At 70.7% G+C, this 23,124-nt stretch carries 21 protein-coding genes; 6 read left to right on the top strand and 15 right to left on the bottom strand.

Annotation, left to right across the window (positions count from 1 at the left end):
- The first annotated feature begins 8 nt into the window (after nt 1–8).
- A complete protein-coding gene (locus SSP08S_RS14625) occupies nt 9–224 on the top strand; it encodes a dodecin (protein ID WP_019068358.1) in 216 nt (71 codons plus the stop codon).
- 9 nt (nt 225–233) lie between these two features.
- Here SSP08S_RS14625 and SSP08S_RS14620 read toward each other — a convergent pair whose 3' ends face one another.
- From SSP08S_RS14620 to SSP08S_RS14605, 4 genes are all read right to left on the bottom strand, one after another.
- Nucleotides 234–902, bottom strand: a complete 669-nt coding sequence (locus SSP08S_RS14620) for a dihydrofolate reductase family protein (RefSeq protein WP_019068357.1) — start codon at nt 900–902, stop codon at nt 234–236.
- Entirely contained in the window at nt 902–1,408 is a 507-nt protein-coding gene (locus SSP08S_RS14615; RefSeq protein WP_019068356.1) for an SRPBCC family protein, read from the bottom strand. Before SSP08S_RS14615 ends, SSP08S_RS14620 begins: the two co-directional genes overlap by 1 nt.
- Nucleotides 1,409–1,411: 3 nt before the next feature.
- The gene (locus SSP08S_RS14610; protein ID WP_019068355.1) at nt 1,412–1,753 is read right to left on the bottom strand and encodes an ArsR/SmtB family transcription factor; all 342 of its coding nucleotides are present in this window, start codon (nt 1,751–1,753) and stop codon (nt 1,412–1,414) included.
- A gap of 70 nt (nt 1,754–1,823) precedes the next feature.
- The gene (locus SSP08S_RS14605) at nt 1,824–2,315 is read right to left on the bottom strand and encodes a phosphatase domain-containing protein (protein WP_026178491.1); all 492 of its coding nucleotides are present in this window, start codon (nt 2,313–2,315) and stop codon (nt 1,824–1,826) included.
- Nucleotides 2,316–2,383: 68 nt separating this feature from the next.
- Here SSP08S_RS14605 and SSP08S_RS14600 point away from each other — a divergent pair, with 68 nt between their 5' ends.
- Together SSP08S_RS14600 and SSP08S_RS14595 are read left to right on the top strand one after the other, a co-directional pair.
- On the top strand, nt 2,384–2,806 hold the full coding sequence (locus SSP08S_RS14600; protein WP_043259453.1) for a hypothetical protein: 423 nt from the start codon (nt 2,384–2,386) through the stop codon (nt 2,804–2,806).
- Between the two features lie 52 nt (nt 2,807–2,858).
- On the top strand, nt 2,859–3,854 hold the full coding sequence (locus tag SSP08S_RS14595; protein ID WP_019068352.1) for an LLM class flavin-dependent oxidoreductase: 996 nt from the start codon (nt 2,859–2,861) through the stop codon (nt 3,852–3,854).
- Here SSP08S_RS14595 and SSP08S_RS14590 read toward each other — a convergent pair.
- Both SSP08S_RS14590 and SSP08S_RS14585 read right to left on the bottom strand, forming a co-directional pair.
- Nucleotides 3,844–4,866, bottom strand: a complete 1,023-nt coding sequence (locus SSP08S_RS14590) for an alcohol dehydrogenase catalytic domain-containing protein (RefSeq protein WP_019068351.1) — start codon at nt 4,864–4,866, stop codon at nt 3,844–3,846. The genes SSP08S_RS14595 and SSP08S_RS14590 overlap by 11 nt on opposite strands.
- Nucleotides 4,867–4,900: 34 nt before the next feature.
- Nucleotides 4,901–7,375: an ATP-dependent Clp protease ATP-binding subunit gene (locus tag SSP08S_RS14585; RefSeq protein ID WP_019068350.1), complete on the bottom strand. Its 2,475-nt coding sequence runs from the start codon at nt 7,373–7,375 to the stop codon at nt 4,901–4,903.
- A gap of 123 nt (nt 7,376–7,498) precedes the next feature.
- Here SSP08S_RS14585 and SSP08S_RS14580 point away from each other — a divergent pair, with 123 nt between their 5' ends.
- Nucleotides 7,499–9,817: an ATP-binding cassette domain-containing protein gene (locus SSP08S_RS14580; protein WP_019068349.1), complete on the top strand. Its 2,319-nt coding sequence runs from the start codon at nt 7,499–7,501 to the stop codon at nt 9,815–9,817.
- 62 nt (nt 9,818–9,879) lie between these two features.
- On the opposite strand, the gene SSP08S_RS14575 is transcribed toward SSP08S_RS14580, so the two are convergent.
- From SSP08S_RS14575 to SSP08S_RS14550, 6 genes are all read right to left on the bottom strand, one after another.
- Nucleotides 9,880–11,028 carry an alanine--tRNA ligase-related protein gene (locus tag SSP08S_RS14575; RefSeq protein WP_019068348.1) on the bottom strand — a complete coding sequence of 383 codons (1,149 nt, stop codon included), beginning with the start codon at nt 11,026–11,028 and terminating at the stop codon, nt 9,880–9,882.
- A gap of 119 nt (nt 11,029–11,147) precedes the next feature.
- Nucleotides 11,148–12,083, bottom strand: coding sequence for a lysophospholipid acyltransferase family protein (locus tag SSP08S_RS55320; protein WP_019068347.1), 936 nt, complete (start codon nt 12,081–12,083; stop codon nt 11,148–11,150).
- Nucleotides 12,083–12,856, bottom strand: coding sequence for a GNAT family N-acetyltransferase (locus SSP08S_RS14565; protein ID WP_019068346.1), 774 nt, complete (start codon nt 12,854–12,856; stop codon nt 12,083–12,085). Before SSP08S_RS14565 ends, SSP08S_RS55320 begins: the two co-directional genes overlap by 1 nt.
- A 213-nt stretch (nt 12,857–13,069) precedes the next feature.
- Entirely contained in the window at nt 13,070–13,819 is a 750-nt protein-coding gene (locus tag SSP08S_RS14560) for a succinate dehydrogenase/fumarate reductase iron-sulfur subunit (RefSeq protein WP_019068345.1), read from the bottom strand.
- Nucleotides 13,816–15,768, bottom strand: a complete 1,953-nt coding sequence (locus tag SSP08S_RS14555; RefSeq protein ID WP_019068344.1) for a fumarate reductase/succinate dehydrogenase flavoprotein subunit — start codon at nt 15,766–15,768, stop codon at nt 13,816–13,818. Before SSP08S_RS14555 ends, SSP08S_RS14560 begins: the two co-directional genes overlap by 4 nt.
- 1 nt (nt 15,769) lies before the next feature.
- Nucleotides 15,770–16,441, bottom strand: coding sequence for a succinate dehydrogenase (locus SSP08S_RS14550; RefSeq protein ID WP_019068343.1), 672 nt, complete (start codon nt 16,439–16,441; stop codon nt 15,770–15,772).
- A 120-nt stretch (nt 16,442–16,561) separates the two neighbouring features.
- On the opposite strand from SSP08S_RS14550, the gene SSP08S_RS14545 reads away from it, so the two are divergent.
- Both SSP08S_RS14545 and SSP08S_RS14540 read left to right on the top strand, forming a co-directional pair.
- Nucleotides 16,562–17,443: a LysR family transcriptional regulator gene (locus SSP08S_RS14545; protein ID WP_019068342.1), complete on the top strand. Its 882-nt coding sequence runs from the start codon at nt 16,562–16,564 to the stop codon at nt 17,441–17,443.
- Nucleotides 17,444–17,487: 44 nt separating this feature from the next.
- Nucleotides 17,488–18,711, top strand: a complete 1,224-nt coding sequence (locus tag SSP08S_RS14540) for an outer membrane protein assembly factor BamB family protein (RefSeq protein ID WP_026178489.1) — start codon at nt 17,488–17,490, stop codon at nt 18,709–18,711.
- Between the two features lie 12 nt (nt 18,712–18,723).
- On the opposite strand, the gene SSP08S_RS14535 is transcribed toward SSP08S_RS14540, so the two are convergent.
- The 3 genes from SSP08S_RS14535 to SSP08S_RS14525 form a co-directional block, all read right to left on the bottom strand.
- Entirely contained in the window at nt 18,724–20,868 is a 2,145-nt protein-coding gene (locus tag SSP08S_RS14535) for a putative bifunctional diguanylate cyclase/phosphodiesterase (protein ID WP_019068340.1), read from the bottom strand.
- The gene (locus tag SSP08S_RS14530) at nt 20,865–21,677 is read right to left on the bottom strand and encodes an SAM-dependent methyltransferase (protein ID WP_019068339.1); all 813 of its coding nucleotides are present in this window, start codon (nt 21,675–21,677) and stop codon (nt 20,865–20,867) included. The genes SSP08S_RS14535 and SSP08S_RS14530 overlap by 4 nt, the downstream gene beginning before the upstream one ends.
- 339 nt (nt 21,678–22,016) lie before the next feature.
- Nucleotides 22,017–22,976: an SCO0930 family lipoprotein gene (locus tag SSP08S_RS14525; protein ID WP_026178488.1), complete on the bottom strand. Its 960-nt coding sequence runs from the start codon at nt 22,974–22,976 to the stop codon at nt 22,017–22,019.
- Between the last annotated feature and the right edge of the window lie 148 nt (nt 22,977–23,124).

The following is a 23,124-nucleotide window of genomic DNA, read 5'->3' as shown; positions in this document are numbered from 1 at the left end:
GTACCCGCATGTCCAACCACACGTACCGGGTCACCGAGATCGTCGGCACCTCTCACGAGGGCATCGACCAGGCCATCCGCAACGGCGTCGCCCGCGCCGCCCAGACCCTGCGCAGCCTCGACTGGTTCGAGGTGACGCAGGTCAGGGGCCAGATCGAGAACGGGCAGATCGAGCACTACCAGGTCGGCCTGAAGGTCGGCTTCCGCATCGAGGACGAGGACTGACGGCCGGAGCTACCGTCGGCGCACCGCGTAGGTCAGGTGCGTCACCCGCGAAGACGGCTGCGAGCGGACCGGTTCCAGCGCGATCCTGGACGCGTCCACGCCGTCGAACAGCCGGGTGCCGGTGCCGAAGAGCACCGGGGACAGCGTGATCGAGAACTCGTCGACCAGGCCCGCGTTCAGGTACTCCAGGATCGTCGTGCCGCCGCCCGCGATGCGGACGTCGCGGTCGCCGGCGGCCTCGCGGGCCTGGTCGAGGGCGTGCTCGATGCCGTCGTCGACGAAGTGGAACGTGGTGCCGCCGGGCCGCTCCCACGGGTCGCGCTTGCTGTGCGTCACCACGAAGACCGGGGTGTGGAAGGGAGCCTCCTCCGGCCAGGACCGCTCGCCGAGGTCGAACATGCGCCTGCCCATGACGCTCGCGCCGGTCCGCTCGAACGTCTCCCGCGCCATGTCGTTGTCGAGGCCTTCCTCGCCGCCCTCGCCCATCTTGAGGTTCTCCCGGAAGAACCGCAGCGGGAACACCCACTGCTGCAGCTCGGTCCACTGCCCCAGCCAGCGCTGGACGTCCGGGTCGTCCCGTCGCTCGGGCGCGAAGAGCGTGAGCTCGTCGGGCACGGACTCGGGCGCGACGAAGCCGTCCAGCGACATCGACACGCTGAAGAACACCTTGCCGGCCATCAGCCCTCCACCGCCTTCCGCGCGAGGTCGGTGACGTAGGCCGCCAGGTTGCCAAGGGTCTGCTCGCCGCCCTCGATCGCGTGGTACTTCTCGGCCGCCTCGTCGCGCATTTCCTTGGTCGGGAACAGCGTGCGCATGACCATCCGGGTCGCCGCGCCGTCCGCCGCGAGGGTCAGGACCGACTCGAAGGCGTTCGGGTCGTCGCGGGTCTCGCCGTGCAGCAGCTCGATCCGCTCCGGCGGGACGATCCGCGTCCAGCGGATCCACTCCGAGTAGTCGGTCCCGTCCGGCCCGTGCAGCACGAAGACCCACTCCCCGCCCTCACGGAACTCGAAGGACCGCGTGGTGGTGGTGAACCCGTCCGGCCCCCACCACCGCGACAGATGCCTGACCTCGGTGAACGCCTCGAACACCAGCTCCCGCGGGGCGTCGATGACCCGGGAGATCACGATCTCCCGCTCGGCCGTAGCCGACTCCGCCCCCGTTTCCTGCCTTGTCCCTGCCATCGGTCAGTCCTCCTGCCGTGCCTGCTTGAGGTCCTGCACATAGGTGTCCAGCCGGTCGAAACTCTCGTTCCAGAACCGCTCGAATCCGCCGGCCCACTCGTGGACGGGCCGCAGCCCGCGGGCGTCCAGACCGTACAGCCGCTGCTTGCCCGCCTCGCGGACCCGCACCAGGCCTACCTCCCGGAGCACCCGCAGATGCTTGGACGCACCCGGCTGGCTCATCCCCAGCTCGTGCGCCAACTCGGTCACCGGCCGCTCGCCCGCCCGCAGCAGCGCCAGGATCTCCCGGCGCTGCGGCTCGGCGATCGCGTTGAAGACGTCCGACGTCGTCGCTGCTCGTGCCATGACAGCTATCGTATGCCGATATGGGAATGCGTCAAGGCGAGAGGAGGTCGGAGCAGGCACCACCGTCCTCTCAGGTCCGGCCCTCCCCCTCCTGCGCCGCCTCCAGCGCGGCGGATGGAACGGTCCAACGGGCTCGTACGACCCTGAACCCGGCCCGCTCGGCGTCGTCGCAGACCAGCTCGTCGTCGTCCACGAGAACCCTGATGTCCCGGTCCCGGGCGAGCCGCTCGAGGATCTCCAGCTTGGTGCGGCGAGCGGGCCGACGGTCGTCGTTGCGCCGCATGAAGACCCGCCCCTCGGGCAGCCCCTGCGCGGCGAGCCACTCGAGCGTGTCGCGCCGGCAGCGCTCGGGCCGCCCGGTCAGATACACGACCTCGCACTCCTCGGCACACTCCAGCGCGAGCGCGACGCCCTCCGCCAACGGCGGGTCCTGTGGCGCGGCGCCGAAGAAGCCGTCCCAGTCGCGCGGCTTGTTCTCCAGGAACCGCTGCCGGTGCGCCGTATCGGCGAGGGTGTTGTCGAGGTCGAACACGGCGAGGGGCCGCCTGCTGTCAGCTGTCACCGGGCCACTTTAGACAGCCGCCGCACCCCGGCGGCGGCCGCCCGAGGCCCTGGCCTCATGCTTCTCGTATGTCTGCCGCAACTCCCGCTCCCCGTACGTTCCTCATAGGCGCCGCGCGTGAACGGCCCTGCACTCTGGTCGTCTGCCGGGGCTGCTGCTGCGGCGACCCGCGCAAGCACCCGGGCACCGACCACGCCTGGCAGTTGGAACGGCTGCGGGCCGGGGCCGCAGAGCACGGTTTCGCGGTGCGTACGACGGACTGTCTCGGCCCGTGCGACCAGGCCAATGTGATCGTGGTCCAGCCGTCGGCCGCGGGGCGCCGGGCCGGCGGGCGGCCGACCTGGGTCGGGTTCGCGATGGACGACGACTGCACGGAGGACGTGCTGGAGTGGGCGGCGGCGGGCGGGCCGGGGCTCGCGGAGCCGCCCGTGACGCTGGAGTTGCAGTTCATCGACCCGCCACGGGACGCGCGCGTACGGTCTCGGCGGTGAGCGGTCCGGCCGGCCCGGGGAATGCCGGGGGCCGCCGGGCGTTGAACTCCATGTGAGCTCCTTGATCGCCTCGACCCCGTTCTCCGTGTTGGACCGTTCCCGCACCCGCGAGGGGCACCCGCCCGCGGAGGCGCTGCGCGACACCGTGCGGCTGGCGCGGGAGGTCGAGGGGCTGGGGTATCACCGGTTCTGGGTGTCGGAGCACCACGGTGTGCCCGGGGTCGCCGGTTCCGCGCCGACCGTGCTGGCCGCCGCCGTCGCCTCGGCCACCCGGTCCATCCGGGTCGGGACGGGCGGGGTGATGCTGCCCAATCACCAACCTCTGGTCGTGGCCGAGCAGTTCGGGGTGCTGGAGTCACTCTTCCCCGGCCGGATCGACATGGGCCTCGGCCGCTCGGTCGGCTTCACCGACGGCGTGCGCAAGGCTTTGGACCGCGACAAGGACGACGCCGACGACTTCGCCGGACAACTCGACGAACTCCTCGGCTGGTTCCGGGGCACCTCGCCGACCGGCGCGCACGCGCGGCCCTCGGAGGGCCTGAGCGTCCCGCCGTTCGTGCTCGCGATGGGCGAGGGCGCCGACATCGCGGCCCGCGCCGGGCTGCCGATGGTGATCGGCGACCTGCGCAACCGGGACAAGATGCGCCGCGGGATCGACCACTACCGCGACCGCTTCCGCCCCTCCCCCTGGGCCGCCGAGCCGTACGTCGTCGTCTCGGGCACGATCGCCGTGGCCGCCACCCCCGAGGCGGCCCGCCGGCTCCTCGTGCCGGAGGCCTGGTCGATGGCGTACTCGCGCACCCACGGCACCTTCCCGCCGCTCCCGCCCGCCGAGCGGGTGGAGCAACTGGCCATGTCCGACAAGGAGTTCGGCTTCTACGAGGCCGGGCTCACCGGACAGCTCGCGGGCACCGAGGAACAGGTGGCCCACGAGCTGGAGACGGTGCTGAAGGAGACCGGCGCCGACGAAGTTCTCGTCACCACCAGCACCTACGACCGCGAAGCCCTGCTGGACTCCTACCGGCGGCTGGCCTCACTCAGGGGGTGAGCACCATCCGGAAGCGGGCCGCGCCGGACAGCATCCGCTCATAGGCCTCGCCGGCCTGCTCCAGCGGTACGGTCTCCACCATCGGGTGGATCCCGTGCAGGGCGCTGAAGGCCAGCGTGTCCTGCACGTCCTGGGCGGTGCCGGACGGATGGCCCCGAACCACCTTGGCGCTCATGAGGAGTTGGAGCGGGCTGATCTCCAACGGCGCGTTGTCCGCCCCGATGACCACCAGCTCACCACGGGGCCTCAGCCCCTCCACGGTCGCCGCGGCGGCCTCGGCGTTGCCCGCCGTGGCCAGCACCACCTTCGCACCGCCCAACTCCCGCAGCGCCTCGGCGACTTCGGTGTCCGCCGTGCTGTCGACGTAGTGGTGCGCGCCCAACTGCTTGGCGAAGTCCGCCTTTTCGGCACCGCGCGCGATCGCCACGGTCTCGAACCCCATCGCGACCGCGTACTGCACCCCCAGGTGACCGAGACCGCCGAGCCCGAGTACGGCCACCAGGTCGCCCGGCCCCGCCGCACTGCGCCGCAGCCCGTTGAAGGTGGTCACGCCCGCGCAGCCCATGGGCGCGGCGGCGGTCGCCGACAGGCCCTCGGGAATCCTGGCGAGCGCGTCGACCGGCGCGACCGTCATCTCGGCGAAGCCGCCGTCGTAGGCCCAGCCGGGCACCTTCAGGTTCTCGCAGACGATGAAGTCGCCCTGCCGGCAAGGGGTGCAGTAGCCGCAGCTGCCGCCGAACCAGCCGACCGCCACCCGGTCGCCGACCCGCCAGCCCCGGTCCGAGGTGCCCTCGCCTAGCGCGTCGATCCGCCCGGCGATCTCGTGCCCGGTGACGAGCGGGAAGCTCACGCCGGGCACCCCGGCGTTGACGAAGAAGGTGTCGCTGTGGCAGATCCCGCAGGCCTCCACGGCGATCCGCACATGGCCGGGGCCCGGCTGCCGCACCTCACGCTCGACCACCTCGAACCCGCCGCCCGCGACGCCGACTTGCGCGACTCGATAACTGCTCATACCTGTCTCCCGAAGGGATGCGAATACGGCGCGACTAGTGATCGGCCGCCTGGCGTGCCCCTACCTCGATCGTGCCGTCGGCCGCGTCGACCAACGCCCGGTCGCCCGCGCCGAGTTCACCGGCGAGGAGCAGATCGGCGAGCCGGTCGTCGATCTCGCGCTGGATGGTGCGGCGCAGCGGGCGGGCGCCGAAGTCGGGCTGATATCCGAGGTCGGCGAGCAGATCCGCCGCCGCGTCGGTCACTTCCAGGGTGACGTCCTGGGCGTGCAGCTGGCGCCGGGTGTGTTCCAGCAACAGGTCGACGACCTCGCGGAGTTGGGCGCGTTCGAGGCCGCGGAAGACGATGATCTCGTCGATGCGGTTGAGGAACTCGGGCCGGAAGTGCTGGTTCAGGACGGGCATGACCGACTCCCGGACCTTGGCGTAGTCGTCGACGCCCGCGGCGAGGATGCGGTCGGCGCCGATGTTCGACGTCATGATCACCACGGTGTTCTTGAAGTCGACCGTACGGCCCTGCGAGTCGGTCAGCCGCCCGTCGTCGAGGAGTTGCAGCAGCGTGTTGAAGACGTCGGGGTGCGCCTTCTCGACCTCGTCGAGCAGCAGCACGGCGTACGGCTGCCTGCGGACGGCCTCGGTGAGCTGGCCGGCTTCCTCGTGGCCGACGTATCCGGGCGGGGCGCCGACCAGGCGGGAGACGGTGTGCCGTTCCTGGAACTCGCTCATGTCGAGGCGGATCATGCGGCTCTCGTCGCCGAAGAGGGCGGCGGCGAGGGCGCGGGCGAGTTCGGTCTTGCCGACTCCGGTGGGGCCGAGGAAGAGGAAGCTGCCGATGGGCCGGTTCGGGTCGCTCATGCCGGCCCGGGCGCGGCGGACCGCGCGGGCGACGGCGGTGATGGCCTCGTCCTGCCCGACGACCCTTTCGTGGAGGTGCTCCTCCAGTTTCAGCAGCCGGGCGCGCTCCTCCTCGGTGAGCTGGGCGACGGGGATGCCGGTGGTGCGGGAGACGACCCCCGCGATGTCCTCGGCGGTGACCCTGGGCACCTGTTCCTCGGTGAAGTCGCCGCCCGCCTTCAGCTCGGCCTCGGTCTCCTTGATCCGGTCGCGGAGTTCCCTGGCCCGCTCGTACTCCTCGTCGGCGACGGCCTGGTCCTTCTCCCGGTTCAGGGCGGCGAGCCGGTCCTCGGTCTCGCGGGTGTCGGACTGCGGGGTCTTCGCGCGCAGCCGTACCCGGGCCGCGGCCTGGTCCATCAGGTCGATGGCCTTGTCGGGGAGGAAGCGGGCCGTGATGTAGCGGTCGGAGAGTTCGGCCGCCGCGACGACCGCCTCGTCGGTGATCCGGACCTGGTGGTGGGCCTCGTAGCGGTCGCGCAGTCCGCGCAGGATCTCGATGGTGTCGTCGACGGTCGGCTCGCCCACGAGGAGGGGCGCGAAGCGCCGCTCCAGCGCGGAGTCCTTCTCGATGTACCTGCGGTACTCGTCGACGGTGGTGGCGCCGATGAGGTGCAACTGGCCGCGTGCCAGGGCGGGTTTGAGCATGTTCCCGGCGTCGAGGGCGCCGTCGCCACCGCCGCCCGCACCGACGACGGTGTGCAACTCGTCGAGGAACAGGACCAGTTCGTCGCCGTGCTCGCTCACCTCGTCGAGGAGTTTCTTCAGCCGCTCCTCGAACTCGCCCCGGTACTTGGTGCCGGCGACCATCCCGGCCAGGTCGAGCGAGACGAGCCGCTTGCCCTCCAGGGTCTTCGGCACGTCCCCGGCGACGATCCGCTGGGCGATGCCCTCGACGACGGCGGTCTTGCCGACGCCGGGGTCGCCGATGAGGACGGGGTTGTTCTTGCTGCGCCGGGAGAGCACCTCGATGGTCTGCTCGACCTCCTCGTCCCGCCCGATCACCGGGTCGAGCCGTCCGGCGCGGGCGTCCTCGGTGAGATCACGCCCGTACTCGTCGACGGTCGGCGTGCTGCTCGGCCGCTTCCGCTCGGGCTCGGCCCCGGTGGCCGGCCCGGCATCCGCCCAGCCACTGCCCGCGAGTGCCTGTCCCGCGGCCGACTCGGGGTTGGCGGCCAGGGCCCGCAGCAGGTGCTCGGGGCCGATGTACGAGGAGTTCTCGGCGCGGGAGATCCGGTAGGCGTCGAGCAGGGCGCGCTTGGCGGCCGGGGTGAGCGTGGCGGGTTCGGTCTTCGGGCCGCCCTCGGCCCCGGCGGCGAGCCGCTCCCGGATCCGGTCGGGGTCGGCGCCCGCCTCGGTGAGCAGCCGCCGGGTGGAGTCCTGCTCGGTGGCGGCGGCCAGCAGATGCCGGGCGTCGAGTTCCTCGCTGCCCTCCACGGCCGCGATGTCCCGCGCCTGCGCCACCAGTTCCCGGGCCCGCTCGGACAGCAGGCTGCCGATGTCGACGCGCTGCGCCCGGCGCGAGGGGGCCGCCGGGCCCGAGCCGCCGAAATACCGGGACATCAGCTCGTCGAAATCCTCGAAGGGGCTGCGTCCGAAACCGAATCCGGGAGTGCTCATGACCACGGACCTTCCGTGCGGCGACTGGCATCCGTGCCTTCCAACGTGGCACAGCCCGGGCACCACCGCACCCCCGCAGGTCAGCGGGCGTCACAGGGCGGGGTCGCATAGACTCGCCGGGTCATGCACAGCCCCCACGACCCCTATGTCCGCGTCCGCGGCGCCCGCGAGCACAACCTCCAGGGCGTCGACGTCGACATCCCACGGGACGTGCTGGCCGTGTTCACGGGCGTCTCCGGTTCCGGGAAGTCGTCCCTCGCCTTCGGCACGATCTACGCCGAGGCCCAGCGCCGCTACTTCGAGTCGGTCGCGCCGTACGCCCGCAGGCTGATCCACCAGGTCGGCGCCCCTAAGGTCGGCGAGATCACCGGTCTTCCGCCCGCCGTCTCGCTCCAGCAGCGCCGCTCGACCCCCACCTCCCGCTCCTCGGTGGGCACGGTCACCAACCTCTCCAACTCCCTCCGGATGCTGTTCTCCCGCGCCGGCGACTACCCGCCCGGCGCCGAACGCCTCGACTCGGACGCCTTCTCCCCCAATACGGCGGCGGGCGCGTGCCCCGAGTGCCACGGCCTCGGCCGGGTGCACCGCACGACCGAGGAGTCCCTGGTCCCGGACCCCTCCCTCTCGATCCGCGAGGGCGCGATCGCCGCTTGGCCGGGCGCCTGGCAGGGCAAGAACCTGCGCGACATCCTGGACACCCTCGGCCACGACGTGGACGTGCCGTGGCGCGAACTCCCCGCCGAACAGCGGGAGTGGATCCTGTTCACGGACGAGCAGCCGGTGGTCACGGTCCATCCGGTCCGGGACGCCGACCGTATCCAACGCCCGTACCAGGGCACGTACATGAGCGCCCGCCGCTACGTCATGAAGACCTTCGCGGACACGAAGAGCCCGACCCTACGGGCCAAGGCGGAGCGCTTCCTGACCAGCGCCCCCTGCCCGGTCTGCGGAGGCAGCAGACTGCGCGCGGAGTCCCTGGCGGTGACCGTCGCGGGCCGTACGATCGCCGACCTGGCCGCGCTCCCGCTGGCGGAGTTGGCGGGCGCCCTGGGCGGCACCTCGGAGGCGGCCCGAGTCCTCACCGAGGATCTCACCTCCCGCATCACCCCCGTCCTCGAACTCGGCCTCGGCCACCTCAGCCTGGACCGCGTGACCCCCACCCTCTCCCCCGGCGAACTCCAACGCCTGCGCCTGGCAACGCAGTTGCGCTCCGGTCTCTTCGGTGTCGTCTACGTCCTCGACGAACCGTCGGCCGGACTGCACCCCGCCGACACCGAGGCCCTGCTCACGGTGCTGGACCGGCTGAAGGCCGCGGGCAACTCGGTGTTCGTCGTGGAGCACCACCTCGACGTCATGCGCGCCGCCGACTGGCTGGTGGACGTGGGCCCGCTGGCCGGCGAGCACGGCGGTCGGGTACTGCACAGCGGACCGGTGGCCGACCTGGCGAAGGTGAAGGAGTCGGCGACCGCCCGCTTCCTCTTCGACCGCTCCCCCGTACCGTCCCGCGAAGTCCGTTCCCCCCGGGGCGAGTTGAAGGTCGGCCCGGTCACCCGGCACAACCTGCGGGACGTGACCGCGGAGTTCCCGTTGGGCGTGTTCACCGCGGTCACCGGTGTCTCGGGCTCCGGGAAGTCGACCCTGATCGGCGAGATCAGCGAGGAACTGCCGGGCGTGGGACGCCTGGTGTCGGTCGATCAGAAACCGATCGGCCGCACCCCACGCTCCAATCTCGCCACCTACACCGGCCTCTTCGACGTCGTCCGCAAGGTGTTCGCGGCCACCGACGAGGCACGGCAACGGGGTTACGGCGTAGGCCGGTTCTCCTTCAACGTGCCGGGCGGCCGCTGCGAGACCTGCCAGGGCGAGGGCTTCGTCAGCGTCGAACTCCTCTTCCTCCCCAGCACCTACGCATCCTGCCCGGACTGCGGCGGTGCCCGCTACAACCCCGAGACACTCCAAGTCACGTACCGGGAACGGAACATCGCGCAGGTCCTCGACCTGACGGTGGAGGCCGCGGCGGACTTCTTCGCGGACACGGACACCCCTGCCGTGACCCGCAGCCTCACCACACTCCTTGATGTCGGCCTCGGCTACCTCCGGCTGGGCCAGCCCGCCACCGAGCTCTCCGGCGGCGAGGCCCAACGCATCAAACTGGCCGGCGAGTTGCAGCGCGTCCGACACGCCCACACCCTCTACCTCCTCGACGAACCGACCACCGGCCTCCACCCGGCCGACGTCGAGGTCCTGCTACGCCAACTCCACGGACTGGTCGACGCCGGCCACACCGTGGTCGTGGTCGAACACGACATGGCGGTGGTGGCGGGCGCGGACTGGGTGATCGACTTGGACGACGGCCGGATCGCGGCAACGGGCCGACCGAGAGATGTGGCGGGGGCGCCGGGGAGCACTACGGCTCCCTATCTGGCAAACGCCCTCGCATAATCACCCTTGTCTTCAGGGGCGCGGAGAACTGCGCGACCAGCCCCCACGCACCCGCAGCCGAACTACTGCCCCTTCAATCCGTTCACCAAATCACGCGGCAACCCATGAGTGTCGTGCAGATACCGAAAGTCCTCCTCGCTCAGCGGCCTCCGAAACTCCGGCCGCGACAACACCCGCCGTCCCCGCTCCAGCAGCAGACCGAACCGCCGCTCCTCATCCATCAACACGCCCCGCACGACACCGCCCCCGAGCGACTGCCGAAAATGGTCGAGCGTGTGCTCGACCAGCTCCCCCGGCAGATCACCCAGCGTGCGCGAGGGATCATCGCGCCGCAAAACCGTGAGCAACCGCCGCACCAGCCGCCGTAGGACATACCCCCGCCCGGTGTTGGACGGCCGCACCCCGTCGCCGAGGACCACGACGCTCGACCGCAGATGGTCGCAGACCACCCGCACCGAGGGCTCGTCCAGATCCCAGAGCGGTGGAACCAGCCGCATCCACGGTTCGAACAGATCCGTCTCATAGACCGACCGGCGGCCTTGGAGGACGGAGACGAACCGTTCCAGCCCCATGCCCGTGTCGACGTTGACCTGCCGGAGCGGCACGAGTTCGCCGTCCTCGCGACGTTCGTACCGCATGTGCACGTGGTTCCAGATCTCGACCCAGCGCGAGTCGGTGGTCGGGCGCCCCTCCGGCGGGCCGTCGCCGGTCCAGAAGAAGATCTCGGAGTCGGGGCCGCAGGGGCCGGTCGGTCCGTTGGACCACCAGTTCTCGTCCTGGGTCGGCTCCACGGGGAGGCCCAACTCCCGCCAGGTGTCGAGGGATTCGAGGTCGGTGTCGAAGACGGTGACGTACAGCTTCTCGCTCGGGATGCCGAAGCCGTCCCGCAGCAGCTCGTACCCCCAGCGCAGGCTCTGCGGATGGTCGTAGTCGCCCAGCGACCAGGAGCCGAGCATCTCGAACACGGTGAGGTGGGTGGGGTCGCCGACCTCGTCGAGGTCGGTGGTGCGCAGACAGCGCTGGACGTTGACCAGGCGTCGGCCCTGTGGATGGGGGCGGCCCTGGAGGTACGGCGTGAGCGGGTGCATGCCGGAGGTGGTGAAGAGGACCGGGTCGGACGGCGGTGGCAGGAGGGTGCTGCCGGTGATCGGCTCGTGTCCGCGCTCTCGGTAGAAGTCCAGGAACGTGCGGACGGTGTCTTCGGTGTTCACGGCGGTGGGTCCTTCGGGTCGGGTGGGGACCGGAAAGGAACCGCGGGGAGACCTGCGAAGAGGCTGGAAACGACACGTCCCGGCGGTCCGTTTCCGGCCGCCGGGAGAGGTGAGTGAGGTCAGGCGTCGGCGGCCGGCGAGCTGGTCGCTCGCGCGGTCGCGGTGCCGGTGTGCCTGATGATCCTCATGGCCGCGACGCTAGCAGGACGCCTCCGCGTCGTCCTGCGAATTTTCACGGGTGTCCGCGCCACCGAGGTGCAGTGGTCCGGGTGGTGGGCCCGGCCCGAGACCCCGGTCTGCGCGGCGTGGGCGAGGGAACGGCGGTCGGGGTGGCTGCCGGGCGCTATGGTCGCCCCCACCTCGACGTCGGCGACCAGTCCGCGGGTCGACACCACCCGCCACACCGAGGTGAGCAGCGAGTCGCTGCCGACGAAGGCGGGCGCGGTGCTGGCCGTACCGCCGTCGGTCAGGTAGTGCAGGCCGACCGGCTGGACGGGTACGCCGGCGTCCAGCGCGGCCTGGAAGACGGCCCGCCGGAAGTGCCCCTGGGCCAGGCCGCACCAGGTGCTGCCCTCGGGGAAGACGGCGACCGCTCCGCCGGCACGCAGGGCGCCCGCGATGGCGGCGACCGTCTCGGGCAGGGCCCGCAGCCGGTCACGGTCGATGAACAGGGCGCCGCTGCCCGCAGTGAGTGTCCCCGCGACGGGCCAGTGCCGGATCTCGGCCTTGGCCAGCATGCGGGCCGGGCGTACGGCGGCCATCAGCGGGATGTCCAGCCACGAGATGTGGTTGGCGACCAGCAGCAGTCCGCCGGTGGGCGTCGTGCTGCCGGTGATACGGAGCCGGATGCCGGCGGCCCGGACGATCGTCCGGCACCACCAGCGCACCGCGCGGGCCGGGATGCGCCCGCCGATGGGGGTGAGGGCGGCCCCGGCGGCCACCACGACCAGTACGGCCACGAATCGCAGCACGGCGCGCGGTACGGCCGTGACGGACCCCGTCGGCCCGATGCACGTCCTGGGGGTGCAGGGCGCGCTGGGCAGCCAGACGCTCATCAGGCCGGGACGAGCGAGAGGAAGTGCCGCAGATAGCGCGGGTTGACCCGGCGCATCGACAGCAGCACGTACAGGTCGGCGACCCCGAAGTCCGGGTCGTGGGCGGGCTCGCCGCAGACCCAGGCGCCGAGGCGGACGTATCCGCGCAGCAGCGGCGGGAGTTCGACGCGGTCGGTGGGGCGGGTGACGCCGTCCGGGCTCCAGGGGAGCAGCGGGCGGACCCGGAACTCCTCGGGGGCGAGGTGCTTGGCGCTGACCCGGTCCCAGGTGCCGGCGGCGAGGGCGCCGCCGTCGGCGAGCGGGATCGAGCAGCAGCCTGCCAGCCATTCGTGGCCTCGGTCGACCATGTAGCGGGCTATGCCGGCCCAGATGAGGCCGATGACCGTGCCGTCGCGGTGGTCGGGGTGGACGCAGGAGCGGCCGACCTCGACGAGGCCCGGGCGGATCGAGTCGAGGGGGGCGAGGTCGAACTCGCTCTCCGAGTAGAGCCGTCCGGCGACCGCGGCGCGCTCCGGCGGCAGCAGCCGGTAGGTGCCGACCACCTGGCCGGTGACCGTGTCGCGGACGAGCAGGTGGTCGCAGTAGGCGTCGAAGGCGTCGACGTCCAGACCGGGCTGCGGGCTGGCCAGGTGGGCGCCCATCTCCTCGGCGAAGACGTCGTGCCGCAGCCGCTGCGCGGCACGCACATCGTCCTCGTCGCGGGCGAGCGTGACGGTGTAGCGGGTCGGCGCGGCGGGCTGCGAGGGACGGTCGAGGGTGGAAACGCCGGTCATGGCTCTCTCCTGGTCACGGGCCGGGGCGGCTCGGCGGCGAGCGGTGCCGCCTTACCTGTTGTGCCGACGCCGACTGTCCGTGGCGTGACCCGCGAAGAGAGAGACGATGTGGGGTTGTTGAATGCCAGGGGTGCTTGGCGGAGCCGGAAGCGAGCACCACTCCGGCTCCGCCCGTCCGCACCCTGCCGGCGAACGTTCGGTGAGCTGGGACGTCTAGCGCTTGGCCACCTTGCGCGTCGCCCGCAGCCATTCCTTGTTCATCCCTGTGATGGACACCAGCGGGATGCCCTTCGGGCAGGCGGTCGCGCACTCGCCGGCCAGCGTGCAGCCGCCGAAGCCTTCCTCGTCCATCTGCGCCACCATGTCCAGCACCCGCGTCTCGCGCTCGGGCGCGCCCTGCGGGAGGACGTTGAGGTGGTTGACCTTGGCGGAGGTGAACAGCATCGCGGCGCCGTTGGGGCAGGCGGCCACGCACGCCCCGCAGCCGATGCACTCCGCGTGCTCGAAGGCGAAGTCGGCGTCCGGCTTCGGCACCGGTGCGGCGTGGGCCTCGGGGGCCGCGCCGGTCGGCGCGGTGATGTAGCCGCCCGCCTGGATGATCCGGTCGAAGGCCGAGCGGTCCACCACGAGGTCCTTGACGACCGGGAAGGCCGAGGCGCGCCACGGCTCGATGTCGATCGTGTCGCCGTCCTGGAAGGACCGCATGTGGAGTTGGCAGGTGGTGGTGCGCTCGGGGCCGTGCGCGTCGCCGTTGATGACCAGGCTGCACGCGCCGCAGATGCCCTCGCGGCAGTCGTGGTCGAAGGCGACCGGGTCCTCACCCTTGAGGATGAGTTCCTCGTTGAGGGTGTCGAGCATCTCCAGGAACGACATGTCGCTGGAGATTCCGTCCACTTGGTACGTGGACATGGCGCCTTCGGCGTCTGCGTTGCGTTGCCGCCAGACGCGCAGGGTGAGCTTCATGCGTAGCTCCGCTGAGTGGGGTGGACGTACTCGAAGACCAGGTCTTCCTTGTGCAGCACGGGAGACGATCCGGTGCCGGTGAACTCCCAGGCGGCCGCGTAGCCGAACTCCTCGTCCCTGCGCGCCGCTTCGCCGTCCGGGGTCTGCGACTCCTCGCGGAAGTGGCCGCCGCAGGACTCGGCGCGGTTGAGCGCGTCGAGGCACATCAGCTCGGCGAGTTCGAGGTAGTCGACGACACGGTTCGCCTTCTCCAGCGACTGGTTGAACTCCTCGCCGGTGCCCGGGACCTTGATCCGCCGCCAGAACTCCTCGCGGATCTGCGGGATGCGTTCCAGCGCCTTGCGCAGTCCGCTGTCGGTGCGGGCCATCCCGCAGAACTCCCACATGAGTTCGCCGAGTTCACGGTGGAAGGAGTCCGGGGTACGGTCGCCGTCCACTGCCAGGAGCAGGTTGATGCGGTCCTCGGTCTCGGCCAACACCTCCTGTACGGCGGGGTGTTGGACGCCGATCTCCTCGTGTCCGGGGTGGCGGGCCAGGTAGTCGTTGATGGTCGCCGGGAGCACGAAGTAGCCGTCGGCGAGGCCCTGCATCAGCGCGGAGGCGCCCAGGCGGTTCGCGCCGTGGTCGGAGAAGTTGGCCTCGCCGATCGCGAACAGGCCCGGGATGGTGGTCTGGAGGTCGTAGTCGACCCAGAGACCGCCCATCGTGTAGTGCACGGCGGGATAGATCCGCATGGGGACCGTGTACGGGTCCTCGGCGGTGATCCGGGCGTACATGTCGAAGAGGTTGCCGTACTTCTCCTCGACGGCCTTGCGGCCCATCCGCTCGATGGCGTCGGCGAAGTCGAGGTAGACACCCTGTCCGCCGGGACCGACGCCCCTGCCCTCGTCGCACACGTTCTTCGCGGCGCGGGAGGCGATGTCGCGCGGCACGAGGTTGCCGAAGGACGGGTAGATGCGCTCCAGGTAGTAGTCGCGCTCGTCCTCGGGGATCTGATTGGGCGGACGCTGGTCGCCCTTGGCCTTCGGCACCCAGATCCGGCCGTCGTTGCGCAGCGACTCGCTCATCAGCGTGAGTTTGGACTGGTGCTCGCCGGTGCGCGGGATGCAGGTGGGGTGGATCTGTGTGAAGCACGGGTTGGCGAAGAGCGCGCCGCGCCGGTGCGCCCGCCAGACGGCGGTGGCGTTGGAGTTCATGGCGTTCGTCGACAGATAGAAGACGTTGCCGTAGCCGCCGCTGGCGAGGACGACGGCGTCCGCGAAGTAGGTGTCGATACGGCCGCTGATGAGGTCGCGCGCCACGATTCCGCGCGCCTTGCCGTCGATGACGATCAGGTCGAGCATCTCGGTGCGCGGGTGCATCTCGATGTTGCCGGCGGCGATCTGCCGGGACAGCGCCTGGTAGGCGCCGAGCAGGAGTTGCTGCCCTGTCTGGCCTCGGGCGTAGAAGGTGCGCGACACCTGGACGCCGCCGAAGGAGCGGGTGTCGAGGAGGCCGCCGTACTCGCGGGCGAAGGGCACGCCCTGCGCCACGCACTGGTCGATGATCTCCACCGAAATCTGCGCCAGGCGGTGCACGTTGGACTCCCGCGCCCTGAAGTCGCCGCCCTTGACGGTGTCGTAGAAGAGGCGGTGGACGGAGTCGCCGTCGTTGCGGTAGTTCTTCGCCGCGTTGATGCCGCCCTGGGCGGCGATGGAGTGGGCGCGGCGCGGGGAGTCCTGGTAGCAGAACTGGACGACGTGGTAGCCCTGTTCGGCGAGTGTGGCGCCCGCCGAACCGCCCGCGAGGCCGGTGCCGACGACGATCACCGTGTGTTTGCGCCGGTTGGCGGGGTTGACGAGTTTGGCCTCGAAACGGCGGGTGTCCCAGCGCTCGTTGATGGGGCCGGTGGGTGCCTTGGTGTCGGTGACGGGTTCGCCGGTCGTGAAGTCCGCGTATTCAGAGGTCATTTCAGCTCACCACTCCGGTCATGACGCCCACGGGGACGGCGATGAAGCCGGCCGTGAGCAGCAGCGCGAGGACATTGGCGACGGTCTTCAGGGCGCGGTCGCGGCTGCGGCTGCCGGCGCCGAGGGTCTGGGCGGCGCTCCAGAAGCCGTGCCGGACGTGCAGGCCGAGGGCGAGCATCGCGACGATGTAGATCGTGTCGCCGTACCAGGTGGAGAAGGTGTCCACGACGTTCTGGTACGGGTGACCCTCCTGGAAGCCGCCGGAGTGCACGGTGCCGGTCGTCAGGTCGAGGATGTGCCAGACGATGAACAGGCCGAGGATGATCCCGCCCCAGCGCATGGTGCGGGTCGCGTAGGTCGCCCGGGGTTTCTTGTGCACGTACTTGCTGGGACGCGCCCTGATGTCGCGGCGGCTGAGCTGGTACGCGGAGACGGCGTGCGCGATGGCGGCGACCACCAGGACGATCCGGATCAGCCAGAGCGTCCACTCGTAGTGCATGAAGGGCTCGCCGACGGTGCGCAGCCAGTGGGCGTAGTGGTTGAACTCGCCCGCGCCGAAGAAGATCTTCAGGTTCCCGATCATGTGGACGACCAGGTACAGCAGCATGATCAGGCCGCTGACGGCCATCACTGTCTTCTTGCCGACGGAGCTGTCCCACACCGTGCGCGCCATCGACGGCCGTCGGTCCGTCCGCGTTGCCAGAGCCATGTCTACGGACGTTAGGTCCCGGAAGGTCGATCGGTCCAAGACATGATCCGCCTGGATTCCATAGGCTACGGCTATCATCGCTGCATGCAGTTCCAGCAGCTCCAGTACTTCGTGGCCGTCGCCGAGACCCGGCACTTCACCCGGGCCGCCGATCTCGTCCATGTCGCGCAGCCCTCGCTGTCCCAGCAGATCAAGGCGCTGGAGCGGGAGTTGGGCGCGGATCTGTTCCTGCGGGCGCGGGGCAATATCACGCTCACGGACGCGGGCGAGGCGCTGCTGCCGCTCGCGCGCCGCATCCTGGCCGACGCGGACACGGCCCGGCACGAGGTCCTCGAACTGGTCCAGCTGCGCAGCGGCCGGGTCCGCCTGGGCGCGACCCCGAGCCTGTGCACGGGGCTGCTGCCGGACGTGCTGCGGGCCTTCCACGACCGTTATCCGGGCATCCGGCTGCTGATCGAGGAGGGCGGTTCGCACGACCTCGTACGGGAACTCGCGCGCGGCGCCCTGGACTTGGCCCTAGTGGTCCTGCCGCTGCCCACCCCGTCACCGGCGCTGACCACGGTGGAGCTGCTGCGCGAGGACCTGGTCGTCGTGTCGTCACCGGAGGCGCCGGTACCCGGCCGCGGCCGTACCGTCCGCATCGCCGACCTGGAGGGTGAGCGCCTGGTGATGTTCCGGCACGGCTACGACCTGCGCGAACTGACCGTCGCCGCGTGCCGCGCCGAGGGCTTCGAACCCGACTTCGCGGTGGAGGGCGGCGAGATGGATGCGGTCCTCGGCTTCGTGCGGGCGGGGCTCGGCGTGGCCGTGGTGCCGCGCATGGTCGCGACGAAGTCCGGGCGGGGGCTGCGGGTGACCCCGCTGGCCCGGCCCGGGCTGCACCGGACGATCGCGCTCGCGCATCGCAGCGATGTGGCGCCGCCGCGGGCGGCCAGGGAGTTGCAGCGGATGCTGCTGGAGCACTGATCGTCCGTACGATGAACCTTTCGCGTACGAGGGGGGAACCAGAGATGCGAAGAACATGGCTGGCCGGTGTGCCGCTGGTCGGGCTGATACTCGCGGGCTGCTCGGGTTCGGGAGGCACGCCTTCCGGTGAGTCGCACCGGACGACGGTCTCGGCATCCGGAACGCCCAGCGCCTCGCCGACCGCCGCCGGCACGGGGTGGAACGCGTGGACCGCCAACTACTCCGCGGCGGAGGGCCGTTGCGAGGCGACGGCTCACCAGGTCGTGTGCCGCACCGGTTCCGGCGGTTTGGTCGGGCGGTCAAGGAGCACCGGCGAGGTCACCTGGACCGTTCCACCTGCCGGGCGCGGCAAGGACGCGGATCTGGTCGTCGACTCGGCCACCGAGCGGGCCGTGACCAGTTCCGGCAAGACGCTGCGCGCGGCGAATCTGCGCACGGGCAAGGCGGCTTGGACGCGTCCACTGACCGACGGCTCCGCCTTCCCGGTGGTCATCAGGGTGGCGGACGGGACCGTCTACGTTCTTGAGACCCCGACGGCGGGCACGAAGGTCATCACCCTGGTCGCCTTCCGGGCGTCCGACGGCACATCGCTGTGGCACCACAGCGTCGCGGCGGATCCGTACGGGGACATGGCCGTCTTCGGGGGCCGTGTCTACACCACCGACGGCACCGAGGTCACCGCGCGCGACGCGCGTACCGGCAACACCGTGGCGACCAGTCCCCAGGGCGTCGAGTGCGACTACCTCATCACCGGCGGCCACTACCTCGTGTGCACCGGCAGCCCGTACTCCGCGGAGGACACCTTTCCGCCGCTCCAGCGCCTCGACCCGGACACGCTCCGGCCGCTGAAGACGGCCGAGGACACGGGAGACAAACCCGAGCGCGGGGTGATCTCGTCCGACGGTGTGCTCGTGCTGTACGAGGCCAACGCGGAGGACTCCAGCACCGGTTCCTGGAACGCGTACGACCTCGTCCACCCCAAGAGGCTGTGGAGCTACGACGACACCACGGAGGAGGGGGAGTTGGCGGGTGACCGGTTCCTCACCTTCACCCCCCGCAACGACGCCGCCGTCAGGGACCGGGTGGTCTCGATCGACCTGCGCGCCGGTCCGAAGGGGACCGGCGACGCCGCGCCGCACCTGTCCCCGCGGTACTCACAGGCGAGGGGCGGGGAATACCCCAGGCTCGCCGTGCCGGGCGGGGACCCGGACCATGTCGTCGTGCAGGCGGGCACTCATCGCAGCCTGCGGTCGATCCCGCTGCCCTGAGGCAGCGGTCGCTCAGCCCGTCGCGTCCATCAGCGCCAGCTCGTGCAGCCGCTCCGGCGGGCCGGGGCGGGCGTAGTACCAGCCCTGGGCCGTGTCGCAGCCGAGTATCCGCAACTGCTCGGCCTGCGCGCCCGTTTCGACGCCCTCGACCGTCACCGCGAGGTTCAGGCTGTGGGCGAGGGAGACGATGCCCTCGACGATCTTGAGGTCGACGGGGTCGGCCGGGAACTGCTGCATGCCCTGGGTGAAGGAGCGGTCCAGCTTGAGGATGCTCACCGGCAGGCGGCGGAGGTTGGCGAGGTTGGAGTAGCCGGTGCCGAAGTCGTCGAGGGCGATGTCGACACCCATCTCGGCGAGGCGCCGCAGCGGCTTGAGGAGGTCGTCGTCGGCGCCGATGAGCGCGGACTCGGTGACCTCCAGGCAGAGGGCGTCGGGGCTGACGCCCGCGCGTTCCAGGATGTCGACGGTGTCCTGCACCAGGCCGGGGTGGCTGAGCTGGCAGGGCGAGAGGTTGACGTTGATGCGCAGCGGGCCGGTGGCGTCGTTGCCGCCGTGTCGTTCCTGCCACTGCTTGGCCTGGCGGACGGACTGGTCGAGGACCCAGCGGCCCAACGGCACGATCAGGCCCGTGTGTTCGGCGAGCGGGATGAACCGGTCGGGGCCGAGCACGCCGTGCTGCGGGTGCAGCCAGCGGACCAGGGCCTCGGCGCCGCGCACGCTGCCGTCGCCGAGGTGGACCAGCGGCTGGTACTCGATGAAGAACTCGTTGCGGTCCAGGGCCGCCGGGAGTGCCGTGGTCAGACCGTGGCGCGTGATGGCGCGGGCGTCGGCCTCCGGGTCGGCGAGTTCGAAGCGGTTGCCGCCCGCCGACTTGGCCCGGTACATCGTGATGTCGGCGCTGCGCAGCACCTCCGCCGGGCCGCGTTCGCCGGCCGGGCCCTCGACGATGCCGATCGAGCCGCGCACGGTGAGGTCACGGCCGTCGATGCTGACCGGGGTGATCAGCGCGTTCATGATGCGGCCGGCGAGTTCGTCGACCTCGCGCTCGGTGTCGGGGCCGGTGGTCAGCGCCACGAACTCGTCGCCGCCGAGCCGGGCGACCATCTCGCCGGGCGCGGTCGCGCAGGACTGCAGCCGGTCGGCGACCTCGACGAGCAGCCGGTCGCCAGCCGCGTGGCCGAGGCTGTCGTTGATGGTCTTGAAGCCGTCGAGGTCGAGGTAGCACAGCCCGAACCGCTGGTTGTCGCCCGCGCCGAGCGCCTTCTCCAGGCGTTCGAAGAACAGGGTGCGGTTGGGGAGGCCCGTGAGGGCGTCGTGGGTCGCCTCGTAGCGCAGCCGCAGGTTCAGCAGCCGGCGCTCGGTGGTGTCCTCCATGAGGGCGAGCTGGTACTGCGGATTGCCGTCGGCGTCGCGCAGCAGGGAGACGGTGAGGTTGGTCCACAGGACCGTTCCGTCAGGCCGGTAGAACGCCTTCTCGACGTGGTAGTGCTCGCGCTCGCCGCGGACGAGTTCGTCGTAGAGGGTCCAGGTCTGGGGCGCGTCGTCCGGGTGGGTCCACTCGCGGACGTTGCGTCCGCCCATGGTCTGGTCGGAGATCCCGAACATGCGCAGCAGCGCGCCGTTGACCTGGAGGATGTTGCCTTCGAGGTCGGCCATGCCGATTCCTATGGCCGCGCCCTCGAAGACCGCGCGGAAGCGGGCCTCCGTCGCGTGCAGGGCCTGGGCGACGACGCCCTGGGCCTGGAGGGCGGCCACCGAGATGGCCTCCTGCTCGGCGAGGGTGCGTTCGCGCAGCTCCTGGGCGAAGCCGGCGGCCATCGCGTGCTGGAGGCGGGCCGAGCGGATCCGCAGGTCCTCCTGGGGGCCGTCGCCGCCGCAGTAGAGCACCAGGTAGGCGTCGACGCACTCCAGGGTCCGGCTGAGGGCGTCCGGGTCGGTGCAGTGCGCGGCGACGAGGGCGGCGCCGACCGCCTTGCCCTCCTCGGCGTCGAGGTTCCTGGCGCCCAGCGCCTCGCTCAACCGCCGTGCCAGCGGCAGGAGTCGCTCCTCGAACTCCGGGCGGGTCAGCGAGGTCGAGGTCGCCGGGAACACCGCCCGGCTCCAGATGGTCGCGAACCTGCGCAGTCTGTCCTCCGGCCCGTCCGGCTCCGCGATCACGCCGTGCGTCCTACGCCGGCGAATCCGGAGAAGGAATACGGATCCTCGTCCTCCGGTGCGGTGTCGGGCCGCCAGTCCGGCATCGGCACCAGTCCGGGTTCCACCATGTCGTACCCCTCGAAGAACCGCGCGATCTCCTCGCGCGAGCGCATGATCAGCGGATTGCGGATGTCCTTGTACACGTCCACCGCGCCCTCCGCCCGCTCCGGTGGCAACGGGATTCCCTCGTACGAGGCATGCGTGAGGATCAGCAGGCTGCCGGGCGCGAGTGCGTCGCGCAGCTGTGCCACCGCTCCGTACGGGTCGTCCGCGTCTTCCACGAAGTGCAGTATGGCAACGAGAAGGAGGGCCACTGGCCGATTCACGTCGATCAGGCGCTGAACCTCGGCGCTCGCCAGGATCTCCTGGGGCTTGCGGAGGTCGGCCGCGACGACGTCCGCGGTCGCGTTGCCGGCGAGGACCGCCTGGCTGTGGGCGACCGCCACCGGGTCGTGGTCGACGTACATGACATGGGCGCCCGGGCTGGCCTCCTGGGCCACCTCGTGGACGTTTCCGAAGGTGGGAATTCCGGAGCCGATGTCGAGGAACTGGGTGATGCCCTCGGCCGCCGCGAAGCGTACGGCGCGACGCATGAACGCCCGGTTCGCCTGCATGATCTTGGGAAGTCCCGGGAGGAACTCCATGGCCTTGCGGGCCGCCTCCCGGTCGACCTCGAAGTTGTGCGAACCGCCCAGGTAGTAGTCGTAGATACGCGAAACGCTCGGCACCGAGATGTCGATGCTTCGTGGTGCCCAGGCGGGACGCTCCATGTATCTCTCCAAGGCGTAGGCGATCCGGTGTTCGAGCTGAGGCTACTGATCGCCCGCCAAAGGAGCGAGCGGAAACGGAAATTGACCGTCCGTTCCCGGTCACTGCCTGCGGCACGTGCCGAATTGACGTGCGGGGACATGCGGAGAGGCGCGGAGAATGCCGGAATTTGCTGCGGGTGAAATGCCAAAGCGGCCCGCCCCCTCCGTGCGGTGCGGAGGGGGCGGACCTGTGGTCGTACGCGCTGCTGTGTTCGGCACTCTTGTCGCTTGCCCGCGTCCCTCCCTTCCGCGTATCCGTTGCCGAGTGGGCGGGGGCGATCAACCCTGGGGAGGTTCTCGCTACGCCGCGGGCGCGCCGACCGCTTTTCCTTCAGGGGAGACGGCGTACCAAGTGCCGCCCACGCCCTGACCGTTGGTCTGTCCGGCGGCCGTGTCACCGGAGAAGGTGTAGATCGGCCAGCAGTCGACGGTCATCTGCTTGGCGCCGTCGGACCGGGTGAAGCCCATGAGGCCCTTCTTCTCGACGCCCTTGGTGTCGTTCGCCGAGACGATCCCGACGGCCGGCCACTTCTCCGCGCAGGCACCGACGCAGTTCGAGACGGACTTGGGCCATGCCTTGTCCTTGAGGAAGCGGTAGACCGTGTGGCCGTTCTTGTCGACGACGATGTCGCCGAGCTTGGCGTCCTTGCGGACGGAGAGGCCGGGCAGCGAGGCGAGGGTCGCCTTCTTGCCGTCGGGGGCGAGCGCGTACCACTTGCCGCCCACGCCCTGGCCGTTGACGTCACCGGCGTTGACGTCCTTGGCGTAACGGTAGGCGGGCCAGCCGCCGATGGTCAGCTGCTTGGTGCCGTCGGAGCGGGTCACCTCGCCGATGAGGGACTTGTCGATACCGGCGCCGGCGGTGGCGTCGTCGGCGGGAACCGGCGGCCATGTGGTGGCGCAGTCGCCGTCGCAGTTCGACTTGGGGGGATTGGCCGTGTCGGCGTCGAAACGGTAGAGGGTGAGACCCGCTCCGTCGCTCAACACCTTGCCGAGATCGGGGTTGTTGGCAACGGTCAGCTGGCCCGCGGGCTCGGCCGCCGCGGCCTGCTGGCCGTCGGCTCCGTAGCCGTTGCTCGCCGCGCTGGGGCTCGACGTGGCGGCCCCCACGCTGCCATAACCTCCGGCCGCCGCCGTGGCACCGACGTTCTGTGCCGCAGAGGAAGGTGTGGTCACATTTTCCGAACCGCACGCCGCCGTCAACGCCATGACGGACACGGCCGTCGCCGCGAGTGAGGCGCTCCGCCAGGAGGTCTTCATCGTCAACTCCCCATAATCACCTGGATGTTGCAGCGCCCGTCTGTGCCGCCGCACGGTCCTAGGTACGGGTGGGGACCACGGAAGTGTTCAACGGCCGCACAAATTTCTTTCCGACACCTGTGACACAGCGGCCGCGTCGTATGTGCGT

The sequence above is a fragment of the Streptomyces hokutonensis genome (assembly GCF_000376565.1).
GTDB lineage: Bacteria > Actinomycetota > Actinomycetes > Streptomycetales > Streptomycetaceae > Streptomyces > Streptomyces hokutonensis.
Note: the sequence above shows the minus strand (reverse complement) of the source record. Positions and strands in the feature narration are given on the sequence as shown.

Excerpts from the sequence above, each read along its gene's own strand:
- SSP08S_RS14545 (WP_019068342.1), top strand. The coding sequence starts at position 16,562 with ATGCAGTTCCAGCAGCTCCAGTACTTCGTGGCCGTCGCCGAGACCCGG.
- SSP08S_RS14590 (WP_019068351.1), bottom strand. The coding sequence starts at position 4,866 with ATGAGCAGTTATCGAGTCGCGCAAGTCGGCGTCGCGGGCGGCGGGTTC.
- SSP08S_RS14550 (WP_019068343.1), bottom strand. The coding sequence starts at position 16,441 with ATGGCGCGCACGGTGTGGGACAGCTCCGTCGGCAAGAAGACAGTGATG.
- SSP08S_RS55320 (WP_019068347.1), bottom strand. The coding sequence starts at position 12,083 with ATGAGCGTCTGGCTGCCCAGCGCGCCCTGCACCCCCAGGACGTGCATC.
- SSP08S_RS14565 (WP_019068346.1), bottom strand. The coding sequence starts at position 12,856 with ATGACCGGCGTTTCCACCCTCGACCGTCCCTCGCAGCCCGCCGCGCCG.
- SSP08S_RS14615 (WP_019068356.1), bottom strand. The coding sequence starts at position 1,408 with ATGGCAGGGACAAGGCAGGAAACGGGGGCGGAGTCGGCTACGGCCGAG.
- SSP08S_RS14530 (WP_019068339.1), bottom strand. The coding sequence starts at position 21,677 with ATGGAGCGTCCCGCCTGGGCACCACGAAGCATCGACATCTCGGTGCCG.
- SSP08S_RS14620 (WP_019068357.1), bottom strand. The coding sequence starts at position 902 with ATGGCCGGCAAGGTGTTCTTCAGCGTGTCGATGTCGCTGGACGGCTTC.
- SSP08S_RS14555 (WP_019068344.1), bottom strand. The coding sequence starts at position 15,768 with ATGACCTCTGAATACGCGGACTTCACGACCGGCGAACCCGTCACCGAC.
- SSP08S_RS14525 (WP_026178488.1), bottom strand. The coding sequence starts at position 22,976 with ATGAAGACCTCCTGGCGGAGCGCCTCACTCGCGGCGACGGCCGTGTCC.
- SSP08S_RS14600 (WP_043259453.1), top strand. The coding sequence starts at position 2,384 with ATGTCTGCCGCAACTCCCGCTCCCCGTACGTTCCTCATAGGCGCCGCG.
- SSP08S_RS14580 (WP_019068349.1), top strand. The coding sequence starts at position 7,499 with ATGCACAGCCCCCACGACCCCTATGTCCGCGTCCGCGGCGCCCGCGAG.
- SSP08S_RS14610 (WP_019068355.1), bottom strand. The coding sequence starts at position 1,753 with ATGGCACGAGCAGCGACGACGTCGGACGTCTTCAACGCGATCGCCGAG.
- SSP08S_RS14540 (WP_026178489.1), top strand. The coding sequence starts at position 17,488 with ATGCGAAGAACATGGCTGGCCGGTGTGCCGCTGGTCGGGCTGATACTC.
- SSP08S_RS14585 (WP_019068350.1), bottom strand. The coding sequence starts at position 7,375 with ATGAGCACTCCCGGATTCGGTTTCGGACGCAGCCCCTTCGAGGATTTC.
- SSP08S_RS14560 (WP_019068345.1), bottom strand. The coding sequence starts at position 13,819 with ATGAAGCTCACCCTGCGCGTCTGGCGGCAACGCAACGCAGACGCCGAA.
- SSP08S_RS14625 (WP_019068358.1), top strand. The coding sequence starts at position 9 with ATGTCCAACCACACGTACCGGGTCACCGAGATCGTCGGCACCTCTCAC.